Here is an 18237-nt window from a genome sequence, read left to right as displayed (position 1 = left end):
GTCATGCTGCTCCTTGTCGCCGGGTCAGGATGACCTCCCGCCCCCTATGCCGCTCGCGTCTGGCGAAATAAAGCCCCAGCATGTCTCCTCGCCCAGTCATGAGGCGGGGCCGCATGCGCTGTGCGCATCGCGCCAGGGAGGTTCGCCCGTTGCCCTGCGTCCCAGGGCAAGGATCATTTAGCAGGATCAATGGCGGAAATGCCGCATCCCAGTGAACACCATCGCCAATCCCGCATCGTTCGCTGCCGCGATCACCTCGTCGTCGCGGATTGAGCCCCCCGGCTGGATAACGCAGGTCGCGCCCGCCTCGACGGCGGCGAGGAGGCCGTCGGCGAAGGGGAAGAAGGCGTCGCTCGCCACCGCGCTGCCCACTGTGCGCGGCTGCGCCCAGCCCGCGGCCTCGGCTGCCTCGCGCGCGCGCACGGCCGCGATGCGCGAGGAATCGCGGCGGTTCATCTGCCCCGCGCCGATGCCCGCGGTCGCGCCGCCCTTGGCATAGACGATCGCATTCGACTTCACATGCTTGGCGACCGTCCAGGCGAAAAGCGCGTCGGCCAGCTCTTCCTCGCTCGGCGCGCGCGTGGTGACGACCTTGAGGTCGTCCTTCGTAATCCGCCCATTGTCGCGGTTCTGCGCGAGCCAGCCGCCGGTGATCGTCTTCATGACAAGGCCGCCGCGCGCGGGATCGGGAAGCTCGCCCGTGAGCAGCAAGCGGAGATTCTTCTTCTTTGCAAAAACCGCGCGCGCGTCGGCATCGGCGTCGGGGGCTACGACCACTTCGGTGAAGATGCTTGCAATCGCCTCGGCGGTCGCGCCGTCTAGCGCGCGGTTGAGCGCGACAATGCCGCCGAAGGCCGACACGCTGTCGCAGGCGAGCGCTTCGTTCCACGCCTCGGTCAGGGTGGCGGCGCTCGCGACGCCGCACGGATTGGCGTGCTTGACGATCACGCAGGTCGGATCGGCCTCGCGGAATTCAGCCACGAGGTCGAGCGCCGCGTCGGCGTCGTTGATATTATTGTAGCTGAGCTCCTTGCCCTGAACCTGCTCGGCCTGCGCGATTCCCCGCGCCGTCGGGCCGGCGGGAAGATAGAGTGCGGCCTTCTGGTGCGGATTCTCACCATAGCGCAGCTCGGCCGACATCTTCGCGGTCAGCGGCAGCCTGTCGGGGAAGAGCCTGCCCTGGTCCGCAAAGGCGAACCAGCTTGCGATCATCCCGTCATAGGTCGCGGTGTGTGCAAATGCGGTCGCGGCAAGGCGCTTGCGCAGCGCAAGGCTGGTCCCGCCGCCGTTCGCATCCATCTCGGCGATCACCGCCCCATAATCCTCGGGCTCGGTGACGATGCCGACGAAGGCGTGGTTCTTTGCCGCCGAGCGCACCATCGCCGGGCCGCCGATGTCGATATTCTCGATAATGTCCTCGCGTGGTGCGCCCTTCGCGACCGTCGCGGCGAAGGGGTAGAGGTTGACGACGACGAGATCGATCGCGCCTATCCCGTGCTGTTCCATCGCCGCGACATGCGCCGCGTCGTCGCGCACCGCAAGAATGCCGCCGTGGACGGTCGGGTGCAGCGTCTTGACGCGGCCGTCCATCATCTCGGGAAAGCCGGTGAGGTCGGCGACATCGCGGACGTCGTGTCCTGCCTCGCGTAGCGCTTTTGCGGTGCCGCCGGTCGACACGAGTTCGACACCGTGACGCACGAGCGCGGCTGCAAGCTCGGCGAGCCCCGCCTTGTCGCTGACGGACAGGAGAGCGCGGCGGACGGGAACGAGATCGGTCATGGGGAGGGGCCTTTGCAGGATGGGAAAGACGCGGCTCCCCTAGGCGCGAGCGGTGCGTACCGCAACCCCGTGCAGGCTTTTTAGAGCGTGAGCGCGGCCGCGATCACATCCCAGCGCTCGAGCCTGTAATTCTGCGCGCTCGGTGCGTTGTCTCCGTCCTGCGCGGGAAGGATGCCGTCGGGATAGGCGGGAGAGAAGTCGCCCGCGGCGGCTAAGATCCCGTCGGTCACGCTCGATGCATCGAAACTGCCTGCCGCGGCAGCGAAGCGGCCGACATATTCGGCCTCCGGGAGGCGAAAGACGGCATAGGCATTGTCGGTCGGGCTCGGCGCGAGCAGATAGCGTCCGCCATTGCGGTCTATCGTCGCGAGACCTTCGACATCGAGGCGCTGGTTGTCGACCGGCACGACGCGGCGCGCGGTCGCACCCCTGCCATTTCCGCTCCAACTGCCCGATGCCGCCGTCCTCCTCGCCGACATAAAGCGTATCGCCGTCAAGGACGCAGAAGCGGGCCGGCAATGCCGCATACAAGGAAAGGCGCGGGACGCCCCCGTCTTGCAAAACGCTCCGAATGGCTGGGCTCGTCAGCCGATGTGCTTGAAGATCCAGCCGATACTCGCGCCGCCCGCCGGGGCGATGCTGGTGACGACGAGCTGCTCGGTGGGGTGCGGCCGGCCCTCGCCGTCGACCCACAAGCTTTCCTCGACCGCGAGGCTGCCCTCCGAGGTGCGGAACTGCCACAGCGGTCCGCCCGCGATCCGCAGCAGCGCGCCCAATCCATCGGCGGTCAGGCTTGCCGAGATATTGGGGCCGAGGTGAAAGCGCAGCGCAAAACTCTTCTCGCCCTTGCGGCGCGTGCGCGGTGCGGGAAGCAGCATGTCCTCGCCGCGCAGCTCGCGGCCGTTCGGTGACAGGATGAGAAGGCGGCGATGGATCAGCCCGTGGCGGCGCGCGTAGCCGTCGTGGCTCATCTCGAGCCGGCTCCCCTGCGTCGTCTCGCGCCGGTCGAGCTCGACCTCGGTCACGCCCTTGCCGAGCGACCCGTTTGCGAGAATCGCGGTCGAATTGCTGTCGGCGACAATCAGCGTCGAATGCGCTGCAGTGGTGCGCAGTCCGCGTGCGAGGTCGGCGGGAACCGTCGCGCCGGTGAGCGCGGCGCCGCCGCAATTGACGACGATGCGTTCGTCGCCGTCGGACATCTCGAAGGCGAGAGTTGAGGCGCAGCCCGCTTCCGTCACGCGGGCGATCGGCGGTGGGGCGGCGTCGGCGAGAACAACAACCTTGTTTCCGACGAGCCGCTGATAGCCCCAGTCGCGCGCCTGTTTGAGCGGGCGCGTGCGTACGCCGCTCGCCGCGACGATTGCCTGGATACGCTCCGCCGGCGTCGCGCCGCTGCCCTGCCAGCTTCCCATGCTGCCATCGCTGTGGGTGAGGCCGAGCAGCGCTGGAACCGCGCGCGCGAGGACCTCCTGCACGAAGGGCGGCACCTCCATCCGGCGCATGTCGTAGGTTCGCGCGAGCATAGACAGAACCATGATCGCGTCCTGTTGTGCCTGCGGCGAGCGCGAGATGGTGCCTCCATCGGCGTAGAAGCTCGTTTCGAGCACCTTGCGCAGACCCGCCTCGCCGAAAACCTGCCGCGGCTCGCCGCCAGGCATGAGAAGCGAGGCGGCGACAATGCCGACCCAGGCTACGAGCTGGCCGACCCCGGGGCGCGTCTTGTCTGCGATACGGTCGAGGTGACGCGCAGAGCGCGCAAGATGGTTGAGTACCGCCGAGCGGTAGATGAGATCGCTCGAGGAGAGGATCAGCGGCGCGTGGCTCGCCCAAAAGAGGATACGCCAGCCACTGTTCTCGGCGCTCCACGCGGGCTCGCTGACGGTCTCGCCGTGCGCTGCGAGCCACTGACGAACGAGCTGCTCGGCGATCGGCGCGGTTTCGGCGCGGGTGCCCGCAGCGGCGAGATCGCGCAGCCACGCGAAGCTGTGCAGATAGTCGGCAAAGGCCGGTGCTACCGTGACCGCCGCGAAGTCGAGCTCGGCAAGCGGTTGCTTGAGGCCGCGGTGGAGAAAATGGCCGGCGCGGATTGCGGTCCCGGCGCGCGCATCGCCCGGAACGGGGTCCTCGGGCACGCCGAGCAGTTTCAGCGGAAAGCGGCCCTTGAGGCGGAGGGCGTGGAGCGGCGTGCGCCAGGTGAGGCGGGTGATGTGGTTGGCAATCCGGTCACCCAGAGACAGGCCCTTGTCGGCGGGCAGGCGGATGAGCCGCTTGCCCGGCTCGATCGTGTCGTCGAGCGTCTCAGAGCTGCTGTCGGGTGCGTCGGTCGCGCCGTTCACCGCTGTCCTCTCCCGTCAGGCACCACGCAGCCGCCGGATATTGTCGGCATAGTCACTGGGGCCGCCCTTGAAGGTCGCCGTGCCCGCGACGAGGACGTCAGCGCCAGCTGCGATGGCTTGGGGCGCGGTGGCGGCGTCGATGCCGCCGTCGACTTCGAGCCGAATGTCGCGACCCGACTTGTCGATCATCCTTCGAACGGCCTCGATCTTGCGCAGCTGGCTTGCGATGAAACTCTGGCCTCCGAAGCCGGGGTTGACGCTCATCACCAGGACAAGGTCGATATCGTCGATCAGATAATCGAGCATCTTGGCGGGCGTTCCAGGGTTGAGCGACACGCCAGCCTGCTTGCCGAGCGACTTGATGTGCTGGACGGTGCGGTGGATATGCGCTCCGGCCTCTGGGTGGACGGTGATGATATCGGCGCCCGCTGCGGCAAAGGCGTCGAGGAAATGATCGACGGGCGAGATCATCAGATGGACGTCGAATGGCAAGGCGGAGTGGGGGCGCAGTGCCTTTACCACCATCGGGCCGATCGTCAGATTGGGGACATAATGTCCGTCCATGACGTCGATATGCACCCAGTCGGCGCCGGCTTCCTCGATCGCGCGTACCTCATCGCCAAGCCGCGCAAAATCGGCACTGAGGATCGAGGGGGCGATGCGGACGGGAGCGGGTTCGGGGGCGGTCATGGAGACCGGCCTTAACCATCAACTGAGGGGTGGGCAAGGTGTCGTCAGCGCGGGTGCGCCGGCTATCCCGAATATTCGGTCGGCTGACGGCGCGCGGCTATTTCCGGCGCCCCTTTCGCCGCCGCATGTCCGCAGCCCGCTCGCCCCAGCGCCAGCGCCAGCCGCCTTTGGTCCGGGCGTGGTAGAGCGGTAAGGGCGCGAACGCCGCGATGATGAGGAGCAGCGTCATCACGACGGGTTCTTGATTGAGCAGCATCGCGAGGCCCGCGATCAGCGCAACATGCATGGCAAGCATGACCCAGCCCTGCCACGCGATCGGCAGGCCGGCGCCATAGCCGTGGGTCTTGGGGCGGAACCAGGGGCGATCGTCGAGGAAGAGGTGGAGCATCAGTCATTCTCCCTGGGTGGGCGTCCGCGTCTCGGTGGCTGGGGTGGCTTTACCGTGACGCCGCGCCGTGCCAACGCCTCGCGCAGCAGCACTTCGATCTCGGCGTTGGCGCTGCGCAGATCAGCCGCCGCGGCGCGCTCGATCGCCGCATAGAGCGCGGGATCGAGGCGTAGGGCAAAAGCTTTCTTGGACGCGGGCATGATTCGGCCTCGCGGGCGCTCAATAGAGCGAGCCCGTGTTTACCACCGGCTGGGTGTCGCGCTCGCCGCACAGCACGACCATCAGGTTCGACACCATTGCCGCCTTGCGCTCGTCGTCGAGATGTACGACATCCTTTTCGGAGAGATGCTGAAGGGCCATTTCGACCATCGTCACCGCGCCCTCGACAAGCTTCTTGCGCGCTGCGATCACGGCTTCGGCCTGCTGGCGGCGGAGCATCGCGCCGGCGATCTCCTGCGCGTAGGCGAGGTGGGTGAGGCCGCATTCGTCGACGGTAATCCCTGCGACCGCGAGCCGCTCGATCAGCGCCTTGCGCAATTCCTCGCCGACCTCGTCGTGGTTGCCGCGCAGCGTGACTTCCTGATGCTCGATATCGTCATAGGGATAGCGCGAGCCGATCGACCGCACCGCTGCCTCGATCTGCGCGAGAACGAACTCCTTGTAATCGTCGACGTCGAACAGCGCCTGGGCGGTGTCGGTGACGCGCCACACGACCTGGGCGGCCATCTCGACGGGGTTGCCGCGCAGATCATTGACCTTGATCTTGTCGGAGATGATGTTGTTCGCACGCACCGTGATCTTCTTGCGGCTGAGCCACGGCAGCACCCAGCGCAGCCCGGTCTCCCGGTCGGTACCCTTGTAGCTCCCGAAGAGCTGGATCGCTGCTGCCTCATTCGGGTTGATGAGATAGAAGCCGCAGAGGATTAGCGAGCCAATGATGGCGGAGAGAACGACGACCGCCCATTTCCACCCGACCTGGACCTCGGCAGTGCCGTTGCTGATCCCGGCCCACAGCGCGAGCGCCAGCAGCATGATCCAGATGAACAGCATGAGATAGCCGCTCGCGGTTGCCGCGCGCACTTCGCGCGTCTGGTTCAGCGCGGCTGTTGCAATCGAAACATTCATGACGCCCTCCGATATAAATATGATATCATCTTTATATCGGAATTGCCGGCGGTCAAGCGAAATTGCGCGGGGGAAATCGCAAAGCCCAGTCCCCACGCGATCGATTTCGAGACCGGCATTCTGCCTCGATCGGCTGAAATCCGCGCTGGCGAGCCGCGGCGTCCGGACAAGACCGGTTCATCGCGCGCGGTCGCGAGGAGAAAGCGGATGTTTCTCGTGCGCGCCGCATTTGGCGGGTCCATAGCCGCCGGCGCGGCGTCGCAGCCGCCGTCAACGCGGCGCGAGCATCAGCATGAGGGGTCCAGCATATCCTTTAGTTTCCAGTGGGAAAGCCGCGGCGGATCAAGAGGGCCCTTACGTCAGGGTCGCGGCCGCGGAAGGTTCGATAAGCTTCGGCGCGGTCGGTTTCGTTGCCTGTCATCAAGAGGATCGTGCGAAAGCGGTCCGCGACCCTGCGGTCCCAGGGCCCGCCCGCTTCTGTGAAGGCGGCCCAGGTGTCGGCATCCATTGTTTCCGACCAGAGGTAGCTGTAATAGCCCGCCGAATAGGCGTCGCTCGAAAAGAGATGGCCAAAGTGCGGCAAGCGGTGCCGCATGACGATTTCTTTCGGCATGCCGATTTCGGCGAGTGTATCACGTTCGAAGGCGTCGATGTCGGTGACTGGCGCCGTGCGGTCGTGCAGCTTCATGTCGACGATCGCGCTTGCGAGATATTCGACAGTTTCGAATCCTTGGTTGAATTTCTGGCTCGCGAGAATCTTGTCGACCAGCGCCTGCGGCATCGGCTCGCCAGTTTGATAGTGGGTCGCGAATTTCGACAATATTTCGGGGGTCAACAGCCAGTTTTCGTTCACTTGGCTTGGATATTCGACAAAATCACGCGGTACGCCGGCGAGCCACGGATATGTCACCTTTTGGAGGAGATAATGGATGCCGTGGCCAAATTCGTGGAACAGGGTCGCGGCATCGTCGAGGCTGACAAGCGTCGGCACGCCCTTTGCACCTTCGGTGAAATTATTGTTGTTCGAGGCAAGAACATTGCGTTCGCCGCCGAGCGTCTGCTGGCTGCGATAGGTGGTCATCCACGCGCCCGAGCGCTTCCCGTCGCGCGCGAAATTGTCGAGATAGAGAAGGCCGACATTCTCGCCCGTCTTGAGGTTGAAAACCTCAAACGTCCGCACCTTGGGGTCGAAGACAGGGACAGTGCCGGTATTTTCCTTGAACCCGAGGTCATAGAGCTGGCCCGCCGACCAGAACATGGCGTCGACGAGCTTGTCGAGCTGGAGGTAGGGCTTCACTTCGCTTTCATCGAGGTCGTATTTTGCCTTGCGGACCTTTTCGGCATAAAAGCGATAGTCCCAGGGCTCGATGGTGATCTTGGATCCCTGGCCCGCCTTCGCCTCGGCATCGGCGATCGCCTGCATGTCGGCGACCTCCTCATGCACGCGCGCGACCGCGGCTGGCCAGACCTTCATCATCAGGTCCATCGCTTTCGCCGGAGTCTTGGCCATCGTGTCGGCCATGCGATAGTCGGCGTGAGTCTTGAAGCCGAGCAATTCGGCGCGTTCCTGACGAAGCTTCAGTATCTCGGCGATCGTCGCATTCGTGTCATTGGCGTCGCCATTGTCGCCGCGGTTCACGAAGGCGCGCCAGACCTTTTCGCGAAGCGCGCGGTTTGTTGCGTTCTGGAGCACTGGCTGCGCCGACGAGCGCGTGTTCTTGATCGCCCACTGACCGGGCTTGCCCTGCGCAGCGGCGGCATCGGCGAGCGAGGCGACGAAAGCGGGTTCGAGCCCGGCGAGTTCGGCCTCGTCGCTGACGAAGGTATAGAGTTTTTCATCGGCCAGGAGTTTCGACGAGAAGGCCGAGAATAGTCCTTCGAGCTTCGAATTCATCGCAACCAGCTTCGCCTTGTCGGCGGCCGAGAGATTGGCGCCGTCGCGCACCATCTCGTCATAGCTGCGCTCGACGATGCGGATCTGTTGAGCGTCGAGACCGCTGTTGTGGCGCTTGTCGTAGACCGCCTTGTAGCGCGCGAAGAGTCCCGGATCGAGGAACAGCTCGGTGAAGAAGCTCGACAGCTTTGGGCTCCATTCGGCGTCGAGTTCTTCGACCCGCGGCGACGAGACATTCGAGGTCTGCACGCCCCACAGCGCATAAAGCCGGTCGATCGTGTCGCCCGCGAGCATCATCGGGACAAACGTATTGTCGAAGGTTGCCTCTTCGGGATTGTCGATGACCTCCTGCACCTCGGCTTTGATTTCGGCCATCGCCTTTTCGAAGGCATCGGGGAACAGTTCGGGGTCCATCTTGTCCCACGGGGGCACGCCCTCGAAAGGACCAGTCCATTTGGCGAGGAGCGGATTGTCGCTCGCGGGCGCGTTGGCGGCCGCCGTGGCCGCGGCTTCGGTGGCAGATGCGTCTGGGATGTCCATGGCGTTATAACCTGCAAGAAGGACGGTGGATGCAAGCAGCATCGACAGGCTGCGGCGAAAAGGCGCGGTGTGCGGCATGTAGGACTCTCCCCGGGGAAACAAGTATCGGCCGAAACCGGATTCGCCCGTCCTAGCCGGATAGGACGGGGCCGCGCAAGCTGGAGGGAAGCGCCGGGCGATTGCGTCGAATCGCGAGGCGTATCAGGCGCCGAACGCAGGTTGCGCAAGGCCGGGCACATCGACGCGGAAGGTGAAGACGCCCCCCGCATGCGGCTGCGCCGCCCGCTCCTCCTCGCTCAGATTCTTGCCGGCGCTGGTGACGAAGGCTGTCTTGAAGTCTTCGCCGCCGAATGCGATCATCGTCGGGCGCTGCACGGGAAGCTCGACCGTCTGGAGCAGCTCGCCCGCTGGCGACAGACGCACGATGCGCCAGCCCTCCCATAGCGCCGACCAATAGCAACCCTCAGCATCGACCGCGGCGCCGTCAGGCCGGCCGTTCCCCATCTCGAACTGATGGAAAATGCGTCCCTTTCCCAGCGTGCCGGCAGCCGCGTCGACGTCATAGGCGCGCACCGCGTGCGTCGGCGTGTCGGCATGATAGAAGATTCGCCCGTCAGGGCTGAATGCCGCGCCGTTGCTCGTCGTCAGGCCGCCGAAGATCTCGGTTAGCGATCCCGCGGGGTCGAGACGGTAGAGCGCGGCTTGCGGGTTCGCCTTGTCGCGCGTCAGGCTGCCAACCCAAAGACGACCCATAGCGTCGACGCAGCCGTCGTTGAAACGCTGCTCGGGCATGGCAGCGAGAGCGGCGGGGCCGAAGGGGCGCGGCACGGCTCCCCAGCTGTCAATGAGGGCGCAGCCATCCTCGAGGGCGGCCACAAGCCCGCCACCAGCGCGCGGCGCGATGCAGCCGACCTGAACGTCAAGCCCCATCACCTCGTCACGGCCCGTTGCAGGATCGGTGCGATGGATATTGCGGCCCTCGATATCGACCCAATAGAGGCGCTGTTCCTGCACGCTCCAGCGCGGCGATTCGCCGAGCAGGGCCCCGGCGTCGAGAAGAAGATCGACCATGGGCGGAACGCTAGCGCATGCGACTGCTGCTGCCCAGTGCGCAGGCTCGGCCGCATTCCTATTCGGCACGGTGCGCAGGCCCCGGGCAAGTTTCCTGCCGTAACGTCATTTCTACTTGACGTGCACGTAAACGTAAGGTCTCTTGGCCGGCGAGAACCTAGCGGCCGACTCTCCGCGTACGTGCGGCCGCCTCAAGGAAAGGAAGACAATGTCGCTCGATAAGCTCTCGCGCACCGCCTATAATGAGGATCATGAGGCGTTCCGCGCGACGGTCCGCCAGTTCCTCGAAAAGGAAGTCGCACCGAACGCCGCGCAATGGGCAGAGGAGGGCATCGTTCCGAAGTCGCTCTGGCCCAAGGCTGGCGAGATCGGCATGCTCTGCCCCACGGTTCCCGAGGAATATGGCGGGCTGGGCCTCGACTTCGGATATAATGCGATCGTCGACGAAGAGAGCGCCTATTATGGCCGCGCGACAACGGGCTTTTCGCTGCAGTCGGACATCGTCACCAGTTATATTGTCAAATATGGCAGCGAAGAGCAGAAGAAGCACTGGCTGCCGAAGATGGTGTCGGGCGAGGTGATTACCGCCATTGCGATGACCGAACCTGGTACCGGCAGCGACCTTCAGGGAATGCGCACAACCGCGAAGAAGGATGGCAATCATTATGTCATCAACGGGTCGAAGACCTTCATCACCAACGGTCAGAATGCCGACCTCATCCTCGTCTGCGTGAAGACCGACACCGAAATCCAGCCCGCGTGGAAGGGTGTGTCGATCGTGCTGGTTGAAGCCGACCGCGAAGGTTTCGAGCGCGGCCGTAATCTCGACAAGATCGGGCAGGACGAGGCGGATACCTCGGAGCTGTTTTTTAATGACGTTCGCGTGCCGATCACCAACTGCCTTGGCGAGGAGGGGCAGGGCTTTATCTATCTGATGAGCGAGTTGCCGCAGGAACGCCTCTCGATTGCGGTTTCGGCCCAGGCCTCGGCGCAGCGCGCGTTCGACGACACGGTTGAGTATACGCGTGAGCGTAAGGCCTTCGGCAAGCCAATCCTCGATTTCCAGAACAGCCGCTTCGTTCTCGCGGACCTCAAGGCAAAGCTGCAGGTTGGCTGGGCGCACCTCGACTGGGCGCTCGCGCGTCATATGAAGAAGGAGCTCACCCCTGAAGAGGGCGCCGCGGCGAAGCTGTGGCATACCGACCTTCAGTGGGAAGTAATGGACAAATGTCTCCAGCTCTTTGGCGGCTCGGGATATATGAACGAGTATCCGATCGCCCGCGCTTGGCGCGCCGCGCGCGTGACGCGCATCTTTGGCGGCACGAACGAGATCATGAAGGAACTGATCGGGCGTAAGCTCTGAGACATCCCCCCAGCGAAAGCGGGGACCACCATCGAACCCATCAAGCGATCCGGGCATTCGCCGGGGTCGCGAATAGAAAGCGAAAGGAACTCCCAATGGCTACAGCCTATATCGTCGATGCCGTCCGCACCGCCGGCGGCCGCCGCGGCGGCCGGCTTGCCGGCGTCCACCCCGTCGACCTCGGCGCTGCAGTGTTCGACGCAATTGCTGAGCGCAATGATTTCGATACATCGAAGATCGACGATGTCGTCACCGGCTGCGTCAGCCAAGGTGGCCAGCAGACGATGGATCTTGGCCGCAATGCGGTGCTCGCCTCGAGGCTGCCCGACTCGATTCCCGCCGTCACCATCGACCGCCAGTGCGGCTCCTCGCAGCAGGCGGTTCAATTCGCCGCGCAGGGCGTTATGTCGGGTACGCAAGACATCGTGCTCGCGAGCGGAATCGAGAGCATGACGCGGGTCCCGATGGGCAGCGTCGCGACGCTGTTCATGAAGGAAGGGCTCGGAAATTATAAGTCCCCGCGGCTCGAAGAAAAATATCCCGGCATCATGTTCAGCCAGTTCATGGGCGCCGAGATGATCGTCAAGAAGCATGGCTTCACCAAGGATGACCTCGACGCCTTCGCGCTCGAAAGCCACCGCCGCGCGAAAGCGGCGACCGAGGCAGGCTCGTTCGACCGCGAGATCGTGCCGGTCGAGATCGAAACGGCCGACGGGAAGGAATGGCACAAGGTGGACGAGGGCATCCGCTTTGATGCGACACTGGAAAGCATCGCGGGTGTAAAGCTGCTTCAGGAAGGCGGCACGATCACCGCCGCGACGTCGAGCCAGATCTGCGATGGTGCCTCGGCGGTACTCGTCTGCTCCGAACAGGCATTGAAGGATCACGGATTGACTCCGCGGGCACGCATCCATCACGTCTCGGTCACCGCTGGCGATCCTGTGATCATGCTTGAGGAGCCGCTGTTTGCGACCGAGCGGGCGCTGAAGAAGGCCGGGCTCAAGATTGAAGATATCGATGCCTATGAGGTCAACGAAGCCTTCGCTCCGGTGCCGCTTGCGTGGCTCAAATATCTGGGCGCGGACCCGGCGCGCCTCAACGTCCACGGCGGTGCGATTGCGCTCGGCCACCCGCTCGGCGCCTCGGGCGCAAAGCTGATGGCGACGCTGATCAATGCGCTTGAGGCGCGCGGCGGCAAATATGGGCTGCAAACGATGTGCGAAGGCGGCGGCCAAGCCAACGTCACCATCATCGAGCGGCTGTAAACGATCGATTTTTCCGTTCACCGGGGCCTGTCGAAGTCCAAAAGGGCCTTCGACAGGCCCCGGTCGAGCGGGCTGAGGAAAGGACTGAACAGATGAAACTCGACTCCACCGTTTCGGCCGTCGTTACCGGAGGCGCTTCGGGCCTCGGCGCGGCTACTGCCCGCGCGCTCGCGGCGAAGGGCGTGAAGGTCGCGATCTTCGACCTGCAGGAAGAAAAGGGCAAGGCGATTGCCGAAGAGCTCGGCGGTGTGTTCTGCGAATGCAACGTCACCGACGACGCCTCGGTCGATGCCGCCTTTGAAAAGGCGCGCGCCGCGATCGGGCAGGAACGCATCCTCGTCAATTGCGCTGGCACCGGCAACGCGATCAAGACTGCGAGCCGCTCCAAGGAAGATGGCAGCATCAAGCATTTCCCGCTCGATGCCTTCAACTGGATCATCCAGATCAACCTCGTCGGCACCTTTCGTTGCATCGCCAAGTCGGCGGCGGGTATGCTGACGCTCGACCCGATGGAAGACGGCGAGCGCGGCGCGATCGTCAACACTGCGAGCGTCGCAGCCGAGGACGGGCAGATCGGGCAGGCGGCCTATTCGGCGTCGAAGGGCGGCGTTGTCGGCATGACGCTGCCGGTCGCGCGCGACCTCGCGTCGGAGAATATTCGCGTCAACACGATCCTGCCAGGCATCTTCGACACGCCGCTGCTCGCGGGTGCGCCTCAGAATGTTCGCGACGCGCTGGGCGCATCGGTTCTCAACCCGAAGCGACTCGGCAATCCGGCCGAATACGCCAATCTTGCGCTCTGCATGATCGAGAACGGCTATTTCAACGGCGAGGACGTCCGTCTTGACGGGGGCATCCGCATGGGCCCGCGCTGATATGGCCAAACCGGAAAGCTGGCGGCTCGACGCCGCCAGCTACCCTGTCCACCTGGAGTTGCAGACCCGCTTTCAGGACATGGATGTCAATGGCCACCTCAACAATGTGGCCTTTGCAGCGCTGTTCGAAAGCGGCCGCGTCATGATGAACCGCCATGTGCGTCCGATTGCCGAACGGGCGGCCAACGAGCGGACGATGGTCGCAGCGGTCGAGATCAACTATCTCGCCGAGGGCAATTTCCCCGACCCTGTCGAGATTTCCACGGGTATCGGCCGGATCGGCACGTCGAGCTGGACGATCGTCCAGGCGATGTTCCAGAACGGCCGCGCGATTGCGACCTGCGACACGGTGGTCGTATGCCGCACCGATGGGGAGGCAAGACCACTGCGCGCCGAAGTGGTAGCGGAGCTCGAGGCCAATCTGGCGCAGCCGGCCTGACGAACCCCCATTTCATTCCGGGCTGCCTCTGAAATCCCGCTTTATGGATCTTGATCCTGTTTCGATATCAGGCTGAAGCAGGTCGGGTGTGACGGATTGACCGGGTTTCTGTCCGCTCGGAGGAACATGCGATCGCCTAGATCGTCGTGTCAGCCTCAGGCACTGAGCGGATGAGGTCGCGCGCGAAGCCGATCAGACCGATCTGGCGGCGGCGCTTCAGCCGTTCAGCGCGCAAGATCGCCTTCACTTCGCCGTAGCAGTCGTCGACATTGTCGTTGATCAGCACATAGTCATAGCCGTCCCAGTGGCTGATCTCATTTGCAGCGCGCGCCATGCGTGACGCGATCACCTCGTCGCTGTCGGTATTGCGTGCCCGCAGCCGGCGCTCGAGTTCGTCCATCGTCGGGGGCAGCACGAAGACGCGGACGACGTCGGGCCCAGCCTCCTGGTAAAGTTGCTGCGCCCCCTGCCAGTCAATGTCGAACAATACGTCCTTGCCCGCATTGAGCAATTCCTCAACCCGCGCGCGCGGCGTGCCATAGCGGTGGCCGAAGACGTGCGCCCATTCGAGGAATTCGCCGTCGGCTGCCATCTGCTTGAAGGTGTCGACATCGACGAAATGATAGTCGACCCCATTCTGTTCTCCGGGCCGCGGCGGCCGCGTCGTCGCCGAGATCGACAGGGCGATGTCAGGGTCCTGTTGCAGCATCATCTTCGAGATGGTGGTCTTGCCCGCACCCGAGGGCGAGGAAAGGACGAACAACACGCCTCGGCGGTTGAGGTGGACGCTATCAGCCATGCGGGCTAATTGCGCGAGCGAGGGCAACGGTCAAGCGGGAAGGGGTCGCGATGCCAGGAATGACCCAGAGAGGATGGCTGATAGCGGCGGGTCTTCTAGCCTTGCTCGGGGCGATGCTGACGCTGATGGGGCGACCCTTGACCTGTCCTTGCGGAACCGTCAGCCTTTGGCATGGCGTCGTGCAGTCGAATCAGAACAGCCAGCAGATTTCTGACTGGTACAGCTTCAGCCACATCATCCACGGTTTCATCTTCTTTGGCCTGTCACGCTGGCTGCTGCCGCGCGCGCCGCTGTGGCACGCGCTCGCGCTTGCGATCGGGATCGAGGGCGTATGGGAAATCCTCGAAAACTCCCCCATCATCATCGAGCGCTATCGCGAGGTGACGATGGCCTATGGCTATTTGGGCGATTCGGTTCTCAACTCGGTGAGCGACGCCGCCTTCATGGTGCTCGGCTTCCTCGCTGCCAGTCGGATGCGCTGGTGGACGACCGCGGGGATCGCGATTGCCTTCGAGCTGTTCACGCTCTTCGCGATTCGAGACAATCTGACCCTCAACGTGCTGATGCTGGTGTCGCCGATCGAGGCAGTGAAGGCGTGGCAGGCTGCGGGCTGATCCCTCCAGCGGCGTTGCGGCTCTCGGCTGGCGCGTCGACGGCGGGCACCGGGGCATCGCTGCGAATGCAGGCTCATCCGGGCGGCTCTGCGGGATACGCCCATAGGCGAGTTCTCGCGTGAGTAGGCCGCCTCCCGTCGCTGAGACGGGCTCGGCGGACGACGTCGTGACGGGCGGCGAGCGGGAGGAAGACGCGCATGTCGCCGTGGAAGCCGGCGTTTCGGTGGCGGCCTGAAGGCCCTTCCGTCACTGGATCGCACGAAGCGGCGAGCCGATCGTTGATCCCCGCATCTCACCGATAGGCCGTACGGCGCAGGACGCGGCGTCGCTCGCAGACGCGCTGCTCGAACGACGGGGTGCGATGCGAGCTGTCTTGGGCCGGATCGAGGCCCCGACCCATATAGCGCACTCACCTGATCCGAGCCGCCCTCCGCTCTCGACTAATGGACCGAAGGGCGTTTGCCGTTCGTTTCAACGGGAATCGCGGGCGGCAAGGCGTCACCCATGCTTTCTCCATCGGTAGCAGCGTCCGTCCCGGCATAGCTGTCGACGACCCCTTCGCGGGCAAGTGCCTCGTCGGCCGCATGCGCGGCTTCTGCATTCTTGCGCGCTTCGGCGCGTTCGGCCCATTTCTTCGTAAGATAGGCGGCGGCGGCCGTCGCCGCGAGCACGGCGTAGCGCTGCGGGAAAAGGCGCCGTGCCGCGAACAGCGTGCCTGCGCCAATCACGGCTCCGGCAACAGGGTGGTTATTCTTAGTGCGCCCGATCGCGCTACCAAGCACACCGCCGATGATCCGTCCCATCATCCTGAATCTCCTTCCCCCTATATATTCCCGGCAGAGCCTTCGGGTTCCGGCCCCAACATTCTTCGCGGGTCAACAATGCGGTCGAAGGTCGCGACGTCGACATAGCCAAGGTCGAGCGCGGCCTCGCGCAGCGTCGTGCCGCGCTCGTGCGCCTGCTTCGCGATTTTTGCCGCCTTGTCATAGCCGATTTCCGGGGCGAGCGCCGTCACCAGCATCAGCGAGCGGTCGACGAGTTCGGCAATGCGCGCGCGATTCGGCTCGATGCCCTCGACGCAGCGCTCGGCAAAGCCCTCCATGGCGGTTGCAAGCAGATCGATCGAGCGGAGCACGTTGGCGCCGATCAGCGGCTTGAACACATTAAGCTCGAGATGGCCCTGCATCCCGCCAACGGTTACCGCCTGATGATTGCCGATCACTTGCGCCGCGACCATCGTGAGCATCTCGCACTGGGTCGGGTTCACCTTGCCCGGCATGATCGAGCTGCCCGGCTCGTTGGCTGGCAGGTCGAGCTCGCCAAGCCCCGCGCGAGGTCCCGATCCGAGCAGGCGGATGTCGTTCGCGATCTTGGTGAGAGCCGCCGCGAGCGTGTTCAGCGTTCCCGACAGATGAACGAGCGGATCATTCGATGCGAGCGCCTCGAACATATTCTCGGCGGGCAGGAATGGATGACCGGTGATTTCTCTCAAGGCCGCGCAGAATTCGTCCGCGAAGCCAGCGGGCGAATTCAGTCCGGTGCCGACCGCCGTCCCACCCTGCGCAAGACGGTTGGTGCCGTGGGTGATCGCGGGCTCGATGCGCTGCCGAGCGCGGTAGAGCTGATTTGCATAAGCTGAAAATTCCTGCCCCAGCGTCAAAGGCGTGGCGTCCTGCAAATGGGTGCGGCCGATCTTGACGATGCCGGCCCAATCCGCTGCTTTGGCCTCGAGCGCCCCTTGCAGGCGGTCTTGGGCAGGAAACAGGCGCTGCGTTGCTGCAAGCGATGCGGCGATGTGCAGGGCGGTCGGAAAGCTGTCGTTCGATGACTGGCCGCGATTGACATCGTCATTGGGATGGATCGGCGATTTTCCGCCGCGCTGGCCGGTCAATATCTCGTTTGCGCGGCCCGCGATCACCTCATTGACGTTCATATTGCTCTGGGTGCCGCTCCCTGTCTGCCAGATGACGAGAGGGAATTGGTCGTCGAGCTTGCCCATCACGACGTCTGTCGCCGCCGCTTCGATTGCATCGGCCTTTTCGGCGGGAAGCCCGTGGCGGCGGTTGATCCGCGCCGCGGCCTGCTTCACGAGCGCGAGCGCGTGGACGATCTCGATGGGCATTCGCTCGCGCGCGCCGAAAGGGAAATTCTCGATCGACCGCTGGGTCTGGGCGCCCCAATAGGCGCCGCCCGGGACCGCGATTTCTCCGAGGCTGTCGCTTTCGATTCGTGTCTCGCTCATCCGGCCAGCATCCTCGTCACCAGAACCGCGCCCGCCCAGATCATCGCGACCAGGCCGAGCAATTGCCAATAACCGCCGTCGCCCACCCGCCGCCTTAGCCAGCCCGCGGCAAGCCAGGCGAACACAAGCGCTGGCGTCAGGACAAGCAATGTGAAACGCAATATTCCTTCAGCGATCTGGCCATGCCGGCGGGCTTCAAAGATCGCATAGCCCTCGACCCCCCACCAGAAGGCCGCTGTCAGCACTACCATCCCGGCGAGCGCCCAATATTGCCAGAAACGGCTGGGGGGCCAGGGGGGGCCCGCCACGCTATTTCCGTTTGCCGAAATCCACCGTCACGACGTTGGAACCATCCTCGGCCGAAGCATCGGGGCGGTCGTTGTCAGCCTCGTCGTGCGGCTCGGGGTCCTCGCTGTCGTCGCTGACCTGGAATTGCAGCCCAAAATCAACCGACGGATCGACGAAAGCGGTGATTGCCGCATAGGGGATGGTGAGCATTGAGGGCGTCTGGTTAAACGACAGGCCAACGCTGAAATGATCGTCCTCGACGGCGAGGTCCCAGAAACGATTCTGAAGGACGATCGTCATCTCGTCGGGGAATTTGGCGATCAGATGCCCGGGGATCGCAACGCCGGGCGCCTGCGTCTTGAAGGTGATGTAAAAATGATGTTCGCCCGGCAGGCTGTCGGTGCCCTCGATCTGCCGCAGCACGCGGCCGACCACGGCGCGCAGCGCGTCCTGCACGATTTCGTCATAGGGAATCAGACTGTCGCGAACTTCATCACTCATGGTCGTGGGGGATGAACGCGGCGCGCGC

19 protein-coding genes are annotated in these 18237 nt (G+C 64.2%); 5 read left to right on the top strand and 14 right to left on the bottom strand.

Annotated elements, in window-relative coordinates:
• Positions 1-186 precede the first annotated feature (186 nt).
• The 9 genes from purH to B5X69_RS04525 all read right to left on the bottom strand — a co-directional run bounded on the left by purH (position 187) and on the right by B5X69_RS04525 (position 9823).
• Positions 187-1779 (bottom strand): bifunctional phosphoribosylaminoimidazolecarboxamide formyltransferase/IMP cyclohydrolase, encoded by a 1593-nt coding sequence (purH, locus tag B5X69_RS04570; protein ID WP_079637522.1) that lies wholly within the window; start codon positions 1777-1779, stop codon positions 187-189.
• Between the two features lie 80 nt (positions 1780-1859).
• Positions 1860-2258, bottom strand: coding sequence for a phytase (locus B5X69_RS04565; RefSeq protein WP_245798588.1), 399 nt, complete (start codon positions 2256-2258; stop codon positions 1860-1862).
• A 105-nt stretch (positions 2259-2363) separates the two neighbouring features.
• Entirely contained in the window at positions 2364-4115 is a 1752-nt protein-coding gene (locus tag B5X69_RS04560; protein WP_079637521.1) for a heparinase II/III family protein, read from the bottom strand.
• A gap of 15 nt (positions 4116-4130) precedes the next feature.
• Positions 4131-4805, bottom strand: a complete 675-nt coding sequence (gene rpe / locus B5X69_RS04555) for a ribulose-phosphate 3-epimerase (protein WP_079637520.1) — start codon at positions 4803-4805, stop codon at positions 4131-4133.
• A gap of 97 nt (positions 4806-4902) precedes the next feature.
• Positions 4903-5193 carry a hypothetical protein gene (locus tag B5X69_RS04550; RefSeq protein WP_079637519.1) on the bottom strand — a complete coding sequence of 97 codons (291 nt, stop codon included), beginning with the start codon at positions 5191-5193 and terminating at the stop codon, positions 4903-4905.
• The gene (locus B5X69_RS04545; RefSeq protein WP_425441495.1) at positions 5193-5393 is read right to left on the bottom strand and encodes a type II toxin-antitoxin system antitoxin; all 201 of its coding nucleotides are present in this window, start codon (positions 5391-5393) and stop codon (positions 5193-5195) included. Before B5X69_RS04545 ends, B5X69_RS04550 begins: the two co-directional genes overlap by 1 nt.
• A gap of 19 nt (positions 5394-5412) precedes the next feature.
• Positions 5413-6318: an SPFH domain-containing protein gene (locus B5X69_RS04540; RefSeq protein ID WP_079637517.1), complete on the bottom strand. Its 906-nt coding sequence runs from the start codon at positions 6316-6318 to the stop codon at positions 5413-5415.
• A gap of 313 nt (positions 6319-6631) precedes the next feature.
• The gene (locus B5X69_RS04530; protein ID WP_079637515.1) at positions 6632-8830 is read right to left on the bottom strand and encodes a M3 family metallopeptidase; all 2199 of its coding nucleotides are present in this window, start codon (positions 8828-8830) and stop codon (positions 6632-6634) included.
• Positions 8831-8953: 123 nt separating this feature from the next.
• Positions 8954-9823, bottom strand: a complete 870-nt coding sequence (locus B5X69_RS04525) for an SMP-30/gluconolactonase/LRE family protein (RefSeq protein WP_079637514.1) — start codon at positions 9821-9823, stop codon at positions 8954-8956.
• 208 nt (positions 9824-10031) lie between these two features.
• On the opposite strand from B5X69_RS04525, the gene B5X69_RS04520 reads away from it, so the two are divergent.
• The 4 genes from B5X69_RS04520 to B5X69_RS04505 all read left to right on the top strand — a co-directional run bounded on the left by B5X69_RS04520 (position 10032) and on the right by B5X69_RS04505 (position 13765).
• Entirely contained in the window at positions 10032-11186 is a 1155-nt protein-coding gene (locus B5X69_RS04520; protein ID WP_079637513.1) for an acyl-CoA dehydrogenase family protein, read from the top strand.
• A gap of 95 nt (positions 11187-11281) precedes the next feature.
• Positions 11282-12451: an acetyl-CoA C-acetyltransferase gene (locus tag B5X69_RS04515; protein ID WP_079637512.1), complete on the top strand. Its 1170-nt coding sequence runs from the start codon at positions 11282-11284 to the stop codon at positions 12449-12451.
• Positions 12452-12543: 92 nt separating this feature from the next.
• Positions 12544-13326: an SDR family NAD(P)-dependent oxidoreductase gene (locus B5X69_RS04510; protein WP_079637511.1), complete on the top strand. Its 783-nt coding sequence runs from the start codon at positions 12544-12546 to the stop codon at positions 13324-13326.
• A 1-nt stretch (position 13327) separates the two neighbouring features.
• A complete protein-coding gene (locus B5X69_RS04505; protein WP_079637510.1) occupies positions 13328-13765 on the top strand; it encodes an acyl-CoA thioesterase in 438 nt (145 codons plus the stop codon).
• A gap of 136 nt (positions 13766-13901) precedes the next feature.
• Here the strand turns inward: B5X69_RS04505 and gmk are convergent, their stop codons facing one another.
• On the bottom strand, positions 13902-14564 hold the full coding sequence (gmk, locus tag B5X69_RS04500) for a guanylate kinase (RefSeq protein ID WP_079637509.1): 663 nt from the start codon (positions 14562-14564) through the stop codon (positions 13902-13904).
• A 59-nt stretch (positions 14565-14623) separates the two neighbouring features.
• Between gmk and B5X69_RS04495 the strand changes: the two genes are divergently transcribed.
• Positions 14624-15178 (top strand): DUF2585 domain-containing protein, encoded by a 555-nt coding sequence (locus B5X69_RS04495; RefSeq protein ID WP_079637508.1) that lies wholly within the window; start codon positions 14624-14626, stop codon positions 15176-15178.
• A 440-nt stretch (positions 15179-15618) separates the two neighbouring features.
• Here the strand turns inward: B5X69_RS04495 and B5X69_RS04490 are convergent, their stop codons facing one another.
• Genes B5X69_RS04490 through B5X69_RS04475 form a run of 4 tightly spaced genes read right to left on the bottom strand, consistent with a single transcriptional unit; the run spans position 15619 to position 18209 of the window.
• Positions 15619-15984: a hypothetical protein gene (locus B5X69_RS04490; protein WP_079637507.1), complete on the bottom strand. Its 366-nt coding sequence runs from the start codon at positions 15982-15984 to the stop codon at positions 15619-15621.
• Between the two features lie 17 nt (positions 15985-16001).
• Positions 16002-17420 (bottom strand): class II fumarate hydratase, encoded by a 1419-nt coding sequence (fumC, locus tag B5X69_RS04485; RefSeq protein WP_079637506.1) that lies wholly within the window; start codon positions 17418-17420, stop codon positions 16002-16004.
• On the bottom strand, positions 17417-17728 hold the full coding sequence (locus B5X69_RS04480) for a hypothetical protein (protein WP_176141513.1): 312 nt from the start codon (positions 17726-17728) through the stop codon (positions 17417-17419). The genes fumC and B5X69_RS04480 overlap by 4 nt, the downstream gene beginning before the upstream one ends.
• 1 nt (position 17729) lies before the next feature.
• Positions 17730-18209, bottom strand: coding sequence for an SspB family protein (locus B5X69_RS04475; RefSeq protein ID WP_079637505.1), 480 nt, complete (start codon positions 18207-18209; stop codon positions 17730-17732).
• Positions 18210-18237: the final 28 nt, after the last annotated feature.

Origin of the sequence: Sphingopyxis flava, from assembly GCF_900168005.1 — a bacterium.
In the GTDB taxonomy this organism is placed as follows: domain Bacteria; phylum Pseudomonadota; class Alphaproteobacteria; order Sphingomonadales; family Sphingomonadaceae; genus Sphingopyxis; species Sphingopyxis flava.
This window is presented reverse-complemented; position numbering and strand designations above follow the sequence as displayed.